Below are 10,947 nucleotides of genomic sequence, written 5' to 3' on the forward strand. Positions count from 1 at the left end.
AGTGAAGCTATGCGGTGAAGTACGCAGCAAAGGCGATTCTTTTAACAGCGACATCGTTTCCTTATCTATTTTTTGAGAGAATCAAATGAAAAAGACTTTCCTTGCTTTAGCTGTATTTGGCGCTATTGGCACTTTTGCCGGTTCTGCTTCTGCCCAATCTTCTGTCACCATTTACGGTATCGTGGATACGGGCATCGCATTAGAAAGAGGCGGTAGCGCTGGTTCAGTCAGCAAGCTGACCAGTGGCATAGGTTCAGGCTCGCGTCTGGGTTTCAAAGGCACAGAAGATCTGGGCGGCGGCCTGTCTGCATTCTTTTTGCTGGAAAGCGGCATCAATGTGGATGCAGGTTCGCTGGGCCAGGGTGGCCTGATGTTTGGACGCCAGGCTTATGTCGGCGTCAAGGGTGACTTTGGTACGCTGACTGCTGGCCGTCAGTACACACCAGAATATTTGACACTGGCGTTTGCCGACCCTTTCGTTACCGGCTTTGCTGGCGATGCAGCCAATATCATGCCTAACTCTGGTGCTGGTTCCAGCCGCATGGACAATACACTGAAATACGTCACGCCTTCTTTTGATGGCCTGACTGGTGAAGTGGCTTATGGTTTTGGTGAAACTGCAGGTGATAATTCTGCCGGCCGACAAATCGGCGCTGCGATTGCCTACACTTCTGGCCCATTTGCGATACGTCTGGGCTACCACAATCGTAACAATGACACGGCCACATTGAAAAATACCGATGATGGCAAAACCACTTTACTGGCTGCCACCTACGACTTTGGTGTAGCCAAAGCGCATCTGGCTTATGGCGTCAACAAGGGTCTGAACAGCTCGCCCCTGCGCAATACGGCTAATCCTTTTGGCAGCCTGATTGCACCGACGGCATCCACAGATTCCAACGATTTTCTGCTGGGCGTGACGGTACCGTTTGGCAGCAGCAAGGTATTGGCTTCTTACATCCGCAAAGACGACAAGACCGTGAAAAACCAGGACGCCAGCCAACTGGCTGTGGCCTATATCTATTCATTGTCCAAGCGAACGGATTTGTATGCGGCCTACGCAAAGATAGACAACAAGAATGGTGCTGGCTACACAGTAGGCAGCGCCATTGAAGCCGGTTCCGGTGACAGTGCCCTGCACGTGGGCATACGTCACAGTTTTTAATGCAGATAACAATGCAAAATAAGCGCACATCATCAAGCGACACAATGAATTGACTTTGCAGCAGGCAATGGATTTACTTCTTCTGAGTAAATTCATTGCCATCCGAGCTTCCAACGCATTTTTTGTACGTCCACCTGATGAGTGTGGCATCTGAAAGAGGTTACAAGATGCGCACCATTTTCCACTCCCTGCTGGCAATCGTGCTGGCCCTGCTGCTCACTCCTGATAGTACTGCAGCCACTTTCAAACTGGCAAGCCTGAATTACCCGCCCTACGAGTACGTAGAACAAGGTGAAGTCAAAGGCATTGCAGTCGATATCGTTAAAGAAGCTTTCCGTCTGATGGGGCATCAGGTCGTCATCAACATCTACCCCATGCGGCGCAGTCTGGAAATGGTAAAAACCGGCGAGGTCGATGGCATCTTTACGGCTTTCAAAACACCTGAACGGGAAAAATTCATCACCTACACCAATGAACCGGTTTTACTGCTAACCATCAGTCTGTGGGCAAAAAATGACAGCAATATCAGCTTTGATGGCGACCTCAGCCGTCTCTCGCAATACAGGTTTGGTGCAGTGAGGGGTATCAGCTATGGCAGCAAGTTTGATGAGCTCGGCAAGAGCGGTTTGTTAAATGTCGAACTGGCCAGCGATCAGACCAATGCCATCAATATGGCGCTGGCAAACCGCTTTGACATACTGATCAGCAACCATTTTGGCGCGATTCATGAAATGAAAAAAATGGGCTTGCTGAATGATTTCAAGGTGCTCTACCCCGTCGTCCAGGAACAGGAAACCTTTTTTGGTTTTGCCAGGAAAGCACATCTTGAAGCACTCAGGGATGAACTGGATCAGGTCTTGAGATTGCTCAAGCAAAATGGCTACTACGATCAGATTCTGAAGAAATACCGGGATATCGTGATACCCCGGTGAACATCATTTAGTAGCGGTGTGCGTTGATGGCGTCACGTGTTTCCAGCGCCACACGGCGAACGGCACCAGCAGCACTTTCACCAGCAGTTGGCTTGGCATACAAAATGGCGCGTGAAGAATTAATCATCATGCCTGTGCCAACTGCTGTTTTACCAGCCTGTACAGTCGCGGCAATATCGCCGCCCTGGGCACCTATGCCCGGCACCAGCAAAGGCATGTCACCGATGACTGCGCGCACCTGCGCCAGCTCTTTTGGGAAGGTAGCACCAACCACCAGCGAACATTGGCCATTGGTATTCCATTTATCCGCCACCAGTTGCGCCACATGCTGATACAGGGGCTTGCCACCAACATCAAGGAATTGCAGATCAGAGCCACCCTCATTGGACGTACGGCACAGCACGATCGCACCACGGTCTTTCCATTCCAGGTAAGGTGCGACTGAATCAAAACCCATGTAGGGATTGACGGTCACCGCATCAGCGTCATAACGCTCGAAAGCTTCTCGCGCATATTGCTCAGCCGTTGCACCGATGTCGCCACGTTTGGCATCGAGTATCACAGGGATATGCGGATAAGCAGACTTGATATAACGGCAGATTTCTTCGAGCTGGTCTTCAGCACGCAGGGCAGCAAAGTAAGCAATTTGTGGCTTGAAGGAACATGCCAGGTCAGCGGTCGCATCAATCACGGTTTTGCAGAATGCATAAATGGCATCTGGCTTGCCCGCCAGCTCTGCCGGGAAGCGGCTGACATCAGGGTCAAGGCCTACACACAACAGGGAATTATTGGCTGTCCAGGCGGCGGAAAGTTTTTCTATGAAAGTCACGGTTTACCTCTTACAGTGGGGCGTGGCGGCGCACGCGCAATGGCCGACATTATACCTTGTGCGACTTGCCCGGCTGCGCAAAAGACGATACCCCAGACTTTGCAGAAGTGCCGCATTGCTGGCAAAAACTGTTTATCATGCCTGCATATCATCCATTCACGAATTTGCCAGAGTGCCAAAATGAAAACACCCGCAGAAACACCCATCAACATGCTGGCACTGGAAAATCAGTTTTGCTTTGCCCTGTATTCATCCTCACTGGCACTCACCAAGGCCTACAAGCCCATGCTTGACGCACTTGGACTGACCTATCCGCAATACCTGGTCATGCTGGTCTTGTGGGAGCAGGATGACGTGCTGGTCAAAGACATAGGCCATGCCCTGTTTCTTGACTCAGGCACTCTGACCCCCTTGTTGAAACGCCTGGAAGCCAATGGCATGTTGCAGCGTCATCGTGATGAGACGGATGAGCGCCAGGTCAGGATCACCCTGACACCGGCGGGCAAGGATTTGCGCAATGCCGCCCTTGATATACCACAAAAAATCCTCTGCGCCAGTGGGCAAAGCAAAGAGACGCTGATGCAATTGCGTAGCCAGCTCAGTGATTTACGCAATGAATTATTAAGCCCGTGAGTTTTCAAGCCATGGGCAAGCAAATCCATGAGTTAAAAAATTCTTAATATTTTCCTTTGTTTGTACTAAGCTGATGTTGGCATGCTATCGCGAAGATAGAAAAAAACAATCGCAATTTAGATTGCACACAATTAAATTGTTCGCTATAGTTCATCCATCGACTCAGTAGTCGTAAGAAAAACCCAGGAAACAAACGCAGCAAACCCCAAATAACCCAGCAAATTAAATCAGGAGTTCATCATGCAAGTACTTTACACAGCAAACGCAACAGCAACTGGCGGTCGTGATGGCCGTGCCGTTTCCAGCGACAATCAACTTTCCGTCAAATTGACGACACCAAAAGAACTCGGTGGTGCAGGTGGTGAAGGCACCAATCCTGAGCAATTGTTTGCTGCCGGTTATTCCGCCTGCTTTATCGGCGCGATGAAATTTGTTGCCGCCGCTGGCAAAATCGCCCTGCCTGCTGATGTATCCATCAATGGTCTGGTAGGTATAGGCCCGAATGGCAAAGGTGGCTTTGGTCTGGCAGTGACTTTGAACGTCAGTCTGCCTGGCATGGACCGCGCTGCTGCAGAAGCACTGGTACACAAGGCACATGAAGTTTGTCCATATTCCAACGCTACCCGCGGCAATATCGAAGTGACTTTGAATATCCTGTAATTCCAGCAGATATATGGGCTACATGCCCATATGAAATCAGGGCTCAGATCAGGCTTGCAGAATAATTTTCTGCAAGCCTTTTTATTTTGTCGGGCAAATTCCTTCAATCAAGTTTCATCTTGATGTAAAGCGTGCTTGACACGTCTGTTTTTTGATATATGATGACAAGCATGCTTTACATCCCTCTGGATAAACTGCTTGATTACATTTTAGTTCTTGCATACCGGCCTGGCTTCAAGGCAATTTTTTTTGCCCTGCCATGTAAAGCAAACTTTACTTACCCAAACGATATACAACAGGAGAACAACATGCTTGAGAAACAAGCCAAGGCTCTTTATTTTCGCGAGCTGTTTGCCACATTGGGCATGTATTGCCTGTTTGTCTTGACCAGCAGTATTTACGCGGATTCGGTTCCCGCCGGGCCACTACGCAGCCTGCTGATTGCCAGCCCCATCTTGCCTGCATTACTGATGGTGTGGACTATCATCCGCCAATTCCAGCGCATGGATGAATATGTACGCATCTGGTCGCTGGAAAACCTTGGCATGGCAGCAGCATTCACAGCCGCCTTCTCACTCAGCTATGGTTTCATGGAAATCACAGGTTTCCCCAAACTCAGCATGTTCGTCACCTGGTCTCTGGTCATGGGTTCATGGGGCTTGATTACCTGCCTGCGTAGCTGGAAAGAGAAGTTGCAATGAAAAACATCGTCAGGGAATTGCGCACCCAGCGCGAATGGAGCCAGGCCCAGTTGGCGGACCTGCTGGAAGTATCTCGTCAGACGGTGAATGCCATAGAAACCGGGCGCTATGACCCTAGCCTGCCACTGGCTTTCAGCATTGCCAAACTGTTCCAGCTACCGATAGAAAAAATATTCCAGACTGAATAAATCTCCGCTCACAAACAAGTCGTATTCACTTTTGAAAAAATTCAAGGGATCACCATGCACATCAAGCATCTCATCATGGCACTCGCTGTCAGTGTCGCCTGCGTATTTGGCATCACCTTACCATCCCACGCAGCAGACACAGACAATCACTTCCAGGTCGGCAGCATGCATGTCGAACATCATGGCAAGCAGGGCGCGCCCTTGATCCTTATACCTGGCCTCGCCAGCGGTGCCTGGGTGTGGGAGGGCACGGTCAAGCAACTGGAAAAAAATCACGTTTTGTATGTCGTCACCCTGGCCGGGTTTGATGGCAAGCCTGCTACCGAAGGCCCGCTGCTGGAAAAAGCCAAGGCATCCCTGCTAGAATTAATACAGAAACAAAAACTCGATAAACCAGTACTGGTCGGACATAGTATAGGTGCCACACTGGCGATCTGGTTTGCCCAGCAGCATAGTGAATTAATACGTGGCGTCATTGCTGTAGATGGCTTGCCAGTTTTCCCTGGTACAGAAAATACGCCAGCAGAGCAGCGCCCGGCCCTGGCGGCCCGCTTTAACGCGCAAATGACAGCGCCAACGCAGGAAATTTTCGCGGCGCGGCAATTGCAGTACATGCGCACCATGGGTGTCATCGATGAGCAACTTGCACAAAAGGTAGCCGTACATACCAGCAAGAGCGACCCTGGGGCCACCGCAAGCTATGCCAGTGAAATCGTCAGCATGGACTTGCGCAAGGATATGTCGAAAGTTCTGGTGCCTTTACTGGAAATATCACCTTACTACACTGCTGATTTTGCTGCGCGCAATATCAGTCTGGAAGCAAAAAATGCTTACTATCTATCCTTGCTGCAGGGTGCGCCCACATTGCAAGTCATTACCATCAATAATGCCCGCCACTTCCCTATGCTGGATCAACCTCAGGCATTTGCAGAAGTACTCAATAATTTCTTGAAAACCGTAGAGTGAACAGGTGTTCTTGATAAAAATCCCTTGCACCAAGAATAGTGCAAGGAATTTTTTTACGGCTATTGTATTAATGATGATGCGCAGCTTCTGTTTTTTCTAATATCTCCAATACTGGCGCCGGTGTTTTCAAACCCTTGGCAGCCTGGCCATCTGCCGGGATTTCTACCCAGTCCAGCCGACCTTTTTCACATAACTGTGTCACCTTGAAGTAGACCTTGCCCGCCTTCTCTGGCAACTTCACCTGTATCGAAAACTCATCGTAATAAGCATCAGGCAATGGGCCACCAGTCCAGCTTACTTCACGTACATCCTGGCTGATGGTTTTACCATGCGAGTTATACGGCACACTCAAGGGCTGTATGCTGGTATCGATTTGCCAGCCCGCTTTAGGCATGGGTTTGGCACCACTGACGTTTTCAGGGATGCTGACCTTTACCGTATTAGTTGCACTGCCCTCACAACCATGGCCGATTTTAAACGTCAGCTTATGGTATGCGCCCGCATTGGCTTTACCTTGTTCCAGCGTGACATGCGCATGGGCAGCATATGTCAACATATTGCCTGCGGCGAAGAAGCTGATAAGCAATAGTTTTTTCATGTGATTATCCTTGGAGTATTTTTCTGATGAGCAGGCTGGAATTGAAATTCAATCACTGCTGGCCTGGCCTGAAGCGATATCGCCTGATGAAGATAAAATGCATAGGCATGCCATACCGCCAGCGCACAAATCGCCGCAATATTGAAGCACTGCAGCAGCTTCATGAAACTAAATCCAGTCCTTTTGGTTTGACTCATATCGCCCCCATCAATGCTGCATTGCCTGGTTCAAGGGTTTTGCGATCGCTTTGACTTCTATGGTTTCGCGCTTCTTGTCTTTACCTTCTACCACCAGAGTCACAGGCACCACATCCCCTTCCTTGACCTGTGCCTTCAAATCCAGCAGCATGACATGGTAAGAACCCGGCTTGAGTTCTACTAGCTTGCCAGCAGGCAGGTCTATGCTATCGACAGCACGCATTTTCATCATATTGTCGGCCATTTCCATTTTATGGATTTCGACAACGCCAGCCACTGGTGAGCGCACTTCCAGCAAGCGGGTATCCTTGACCGATTTGATTTGCATGAAAGCACCCGTCGCTTTTTGCTGGATAACGGTAGCGCGTACCCAGGCTTCACTGACGGTAACTTGCGCCTGGGCAGAGATTGCCAAAACAGATGCAGCCAAAGCCATCGCGACTTTATCGATTGTATTCATTCTTTATTTCCTTTTTGCATTCTAAGTATTCATCAGTGCGCGCAAATCTGCTGCACATTGTTCTGCTGTTTGCTCATGTTTTAAAGCCAGACGTATCTTGCCCTGAGCATCAAACACATAACTGATCGCAGTATGGTCCATGGTATAAGAACTACCGCTGGGCACTTTTTGGTAAAACACCTTGAAGGCGGCAGCAACTTCCTGCGTTTGTTTCATATCGCCATACAAGCCCAAAAAGCCGGGGTCAAATGCTTTCATATATTGTGCCAGCAATTCGGGCGCATCTCTTTCCGGGTCTATGGTAATGAAAATGACCTGCAATTGCTCAGCTTTGTCTCCCAATAATTTGCGTATATGTACAGCACGGCTCAAGGCCGTAGGGCAAATATCCGGGCATTGGGTAAAGCCAAAGAATATCAGCAGACACTTGCCCTTGAAACTGGCCAGGCTGTAATCCTTGCCATCGTGCCCGCGCAGGTGAAAATCACTGGCATAGTTGGCACCGGTAATATCAATGCCATTGAAAGTTACAGGCGTGCGGCTGCAAGCCAGCAATGACATGCTGCCTAGCAGCGTCAATACAGAACGACGTTTCATTTCGATTTCTTTTCTTCATTCATCGTCATCAAAGATAATGAGATGATGGATTGATATCGTCTTACCCGCTCACAAACAAAGCGTCAGGTAAAACAGGAAGGAAATTCAACTCAGTCAGGCAGGTGGGCCACGCGGCTGCGCCGCCGTCCAGATGAATAAAGTATGTGGGGATTGATAAAACAGTAAGGGTGCAGCCTCAGCCAAGTTGCCCTGTGGTAGACAGGAAACAGACGCGGGCAACACAAAATCATGCCCCGCATGCGGCAAGCAATAAGCGCAATGCGCAGCCATATGCTGCTTGTCTTGCGCAGACTTGCCAGCGACAAGCTTGATCAGCTTGCCTGTCACAGCATCAATCAGTTTGACACCATCGACACTACAAACCTCAACGACACCAGGCTGGCTACCAACAGAAGCATTCCCTACCATCCCGCCAGCCATGGCTGGCAGCAAACCATTGAACAGCAATGCAAGACATGCAAGCCATATCGTCAGGTGTCGGAGTCGGAGAGAAATACGCATGGGTAGATTATAACAAAACCCGCGTCGTAACTATTCAGCACCCAAGCATGGCTGAGGGACGTTGCCAGAGAATGAGAGTACAAGGGCCTTGAACAAAGGCTGTTCTTGTTTGCGTAAAGTAGCAAGGTAAGAACGGATAGTGCAGAAGGCGGTAAAGCCATGCGCGGTACGGAAACAACCGGATATTTTCTGCTTTAGCTTGGGCATACGGATATCACGTTCGGCACGGTTATTGTCGAACGGTACACGGTGATCCGTCATGAACCGCCAGACATCATCAGAGTATCGAGCCAGGCGTGCCAACAGATTGTAGGTAAATGTTTGTTTGATACACCCACGCGTATCGATACGCGTGGGGTCTCGTTCTTGTTTTGGATTGAGTTTCCACGCCTGGTTGAGCAATATCTGATAACGACTCAGATAATGAGCGGTGCGTGTCTGTTCAAGGCTTTGCTTGCCCATCGCCAGGCTATGATCGGTTTCTTTTTTTGCTGCACGCAGCAAATCGATCATCTCCTTTGCCCAGGGCTGTTTGGTCGTTTCTTCAATGAAGATCAATTCCCGCAAATGATGTGCATTGCACAACGCATGCAGGCAGGTATAGTGGGCATAAGGTTTCCAGCCATCATGTACTGCCACTCCCGCAAATACGGGGAGAATACCAAAGCTGTCCAGGGCTTCTTTCCCTCGTTTGAGGTGGGCCCCATACCAGGTCAGTGTTACCGTCGATGCACTATGCAACCATTGCTGTGTACGTCCGACATGCATGCTGGTTTCGTCGAAATGGACAACAGGTGCGATTTGTATCGCCCGGTTAATACGTCCGACCATCGGCAGTAATCTTTTAGCGCCCTCGTTGATATGATTTTGAAGCGTCCCGGTACTCAGGTTCAATCCGAATAAATCATGTAATGCCTGCGCTGTCCGGTCAACAGGTAACTGCTGATACTGCGTCAGATAAACAGTCGCTGCTTTGACCTGTGCGCCATATTGCGCTGCTTGTGTCAGGTCAGCAGGAAACACCCCCGTATGAAGCTTGCCGCAACGACAAAGGGCGACTTCGACGCGATGTGCGGTGACTTCTAGCCGTATGGGAGGTAAATCAATGACTTGCCGTGTTTCGGCCGAGAGGGAAATGTCATCAAGTGGGATGTGATTTCCACAGGCATCACAGCGCGTTGCAATGGGATGAACGACAGTATGGTCACAATAGGCCAGGCGCTTGAGTGTTTTACCTGGATGCCCCGGCTGTCCGCCTACCTTGCCTCCTGTCTGGCGCAAGGATTTCGGCTTGCGTTGCAATCCATCTGTTGACGATGGCTTGCTGGAATTGTGGCTGTCTTTAATCAACCTCGCTTCCAAGGCATTGATGCGCACTGTCATCGCATTGAGCGTGCTAATTAATTCCACAATGAGCACATCTTTTTGCTCGTTACTTAGCTCTCTTAGGTCGGGAATTTTTATCATCCCTTGCACTATGCAGCAAGTCAGGAATGTTTACAACTGCTGAATAGTTACCCCGCGTCAATGAAAAAATATGCGGGCAAATGATATCCAAGCTTACGTGTCCACAAAAAAACAGGAGAGCTGGTCGCAAAACCGGCCCCCCTGTCTAACTCTTCATCCCTTGCTAGGGCAAGGATTGCATCAAGCTCACATCAACAACAAAGCCCCTGTTTCCAGTTGCGACCTGGCATGCAAAGTCTGCCCTGTATTTTTGTTAAAGTCATTAGCCGCCAGACTGGTCTGGACGACGCTGAGACCAATGCCAGTCAGGTTGCCATTCAAACCATACTGGTAATTGAGGTCACCACCAATGGCCACTGTGTTCGATCCATACAGATGTGCATCAAGCATGGATGTCATGACTGCCCATTGATTCAAGCCAGGGGTGGCTGCCAGGCTGGTGTCAAACTTCTGGACCAGTTTGCTGAAGTCAAATACTTCGACCTTGCTGTTTTTGGTCTTGTCAGTTGACGCTGCGTCATAATCGCCACCTTCGGTAATGAATTGCAGACGATCCACGCCACGCAGGCCCTGGTTGGTGTACCAGTCTTTGAGTGTGATGCTGTCTCCCTGGCCAAGGTTGAGCACCAGGTCCATACCTGATTTGCTCAGCGACAGGTCGGCATATTTGATGCCTTTGCCCAGAGAAATCGTATTGCCATTGACCTTGTTGTTTTTGTAGATGTCTGCACCATCACCACGGTTAAAGGCAAATACATTGAGACCCTGGCCGGGGTCTATGGTGTCATTGCCTTTGCCACCTGCATACCAGTGGTTGCCAACGTTCATGGTGATGACATCATCGCCGTCACCACCGTCAACCAACTTGTTGCCATAGTCACCGGTGATGCTGTCATTGCCTGCACCGCCTTGGGCTACGTCATTGCCATTGGCGAGGGTGATGCTGTCTATGCCACTGCCACCATTCACATAGTCATTGCCATACCCGGCGCTGATGGTGTCGTCGCCATTGCCGCCGTAGAGGGTGTCGTC

At 49.8% G+C, this 10,947-nt stretch carries 15 protein-coding genes; 7 read left to right on the forward strand and 8 right to left on the reverse strand.

Translation table 11 applies throughout. The features are described 5' to 3' along the window. Positions 1–85 precede the first annotated feature (85 nt). Positions 86–1,165: a porin gene (locus AC07OI_RS07405; protein ID WP_495256743.1), complete on the forward strand. Its 1,080-nt coding sequence runs from the start codon at positions 86–88 to the stop codon at positions 1,163–1,165. 167 nt (positions 1,166–1,332) lie between these two features. Then, positions 1,333–2,097, forward strand: coding sequence for a substrate-binding periplasmic protein (locus AC07OI_RS07410; RefSeq protein WP_495256744.1), 765 nt, complete (start codon positions 1,333–1,335; stop codon positions 2,095–2,097). Positions 2,098–2,104: 7 nt separating this feature from the next. Here the strand turns inward: AC07OI_RS07410 and pyrF are convergent, their stop codons facing one another. Then, the gene (gene pyrF, locus AC07OI_RS07415) at positions 2,105–2,926 is read right to left on the reverse strand and encodes an orotidine-5'-phosphate decarboxylase (RefSeq protein ID WP_492707158.1); all 822 of its coding nucleotides are present in this window, start codon (positions 2,924–2,926) and stop codon (positions 2,105–2,107) included. Positions 2,927–3,106: 180 nt separating this feature from the next. Between pyrF and AC07OI_RS07420 the strand changes: the two genes are divergently transcribed. The 5 genes from AC07OI_RS07420 (at position 3,107) to AC07OI_RS07440 (ending at position 6,074) form a co-directional block, all read left to right on the forward strand. Then, the gene (locus AC07OI_RS07420) at positions 3,107–3,559 is read left to right on the forward strand and encodes a MarR family winged helix-turn-helix transcriptional regulator (RefSeq protein WP_495256745.1); all 453 of its coding nucleotides are present in this window, start codon (positions 3,107–3,109) and stop codon (positions 3,557–3,559) included. 240 nt (positions 3,560–3,799) lie between these two features. After that, positions 3,800–4,219 carry an organic hydroperoxide resistance protein gene (locus AC07OI_RS07425; RefSeq protein ID WP_162059606.1) on the forward strand — a complete coding sequence of 140 codons (420 nt, stop codon included), beginning with the start codon at positions 3,800–3,802 and terminating at the stop codon, positions 4,217–4,219. A 308-nt stretch (positions 4,220–4,527) separates the two neighbouring features. After that, positions 4,528–4,920 carry a hypothetical protein gene (locus AC07OI_RS07430; RefSeq protein WP_495256746.1) on the forward strand — a complete coding sequence of 131 codons (393 nt, stop codon included), beginning with the start codon at positions 4,528–4,530 and terminating at the stop codon, positions 4,918–4,920. Continuing rightward, the gene (locus AC07OI_RS07435; RefSeq protein ID WP_495256747.1) at positions 4,917–5,108 is read left to right on the forward strand and encodes a helix-turn-helix transcriptional regulator; all 192 of its coding nucleotides are present in this window, start codon (positions 4,917–4,919) and stop codon (positions 5,106–5,108) included. Before AC07OI_RS07430 ends, AC07OI_RS07435 begins: the two co-directional genes overlap by 4 nt. A 54-nt stretch (positions 5,109–5,162) precedes the next feature. Beyond that, on the forward strand, positions 5,163–6,074 hold the full coding sequence (locus AC07OI_RS07440) for an alpha/beta fold hydrolase (protein WP_495256748.1): 912 nt from the start codon (positions 5,163–5,165) through the stop codon (positions 6,072–6,074). A 67-nt stretch (positions 6,075–6,141) separates the two neighbouring features. On the opposite strand, the gene AC07OI_RS07445 is transcribed toward AC07OI_RS07440, so the two are convergent. From AC07OI_RS07445 to AC07OI_RS07475, 7 genes are all read right to left on the reverse strand, one after another. Further along, complete coding sequence (locus tag AC07OI_RS07445; protein WP_495256749.1) at positions 6,142–6,672, reverse strand: YcnI family copper-binding membrane protein; 531 nt, start codon at positions 6,670–6,672, stop codon at positions 6,142–6,144. After that, a complete protein-coding gene (locus tag AC07OI_RS07450) occupies positions 6,669–6,869 on the reverse strand; it encodes a hypothetical protein (protein ID WP_495256750.1) in 201 nt (66 codons plus the stop codon). Before AC07OI_RS07450 ends, AC07OI_RS07445 begins: the two co-directional genes overlap by 4 nt. 10 nt (positions 6,870–6,879) lie before the next feature. Continuing rightward, positions 6,880–7,329, reverse strand: a complete 450-nt coding sequence (locus AC07OI_RS07455; RefSeq protein ID WP_495256751.1) for a copper chaperone PCu(A)C — start codon at positions 7,327–7,329, stop codon at positions 6,880–6,882. A 21-nt stretch (positions 7,330–7,350) separates the two neighbouring features. Continuing rightward, positions 7,351–7,926, reverse strand: a complete 576-nt coding sequence (locus AC07OI_RS07460) for an SCO family protein (protein WP_492707144.1) — start codon at positions 7,924–7,926, stop codon at positions 7,351–7,353. 114 nt (positions 7,927–8,040) lie between these two features. Then, on the reverse strand, positions 8,041–8,448 hold the full coding sequence (locus tag AC07OI_RS07465) for a DUF2946 domain-containing protein (protein WP_495256752.1): 408 nt from the start codon (positions 8,446–8,448) through the stop codon (positions 8,041–8,043). A 30-nt stretch (positions 8,449–8,478) separates the two neighbouring features. Continuing rightward, the gene (gene tnpC / locus AC07OI_RS07470; RefSeq protein ID WP_495256753.1) at positions 8,479–9,915 is read right to left on the reverse strand and encodes an IS66 family transposase; all 1,437 of its coding nucleotides are present in this window, start codon (positions 9,913–9,915) and stop codon (positions 8,479–8,481) included. Between the two features lie 186 nt (positions 9,916–10,101). Further along, on the reverse strand, positions 10,102–10,947 hold an 846-nt coding region (locus AC07OI_RS07475), incomplete at its 5' end, for a calcium-binding protein (RefSeq protein ID WP_495256754.1).

The sequence above is a fragment of the Undibacterium sp. GW821-FHT07F11 genome (genome assembly GCF_059418665.1).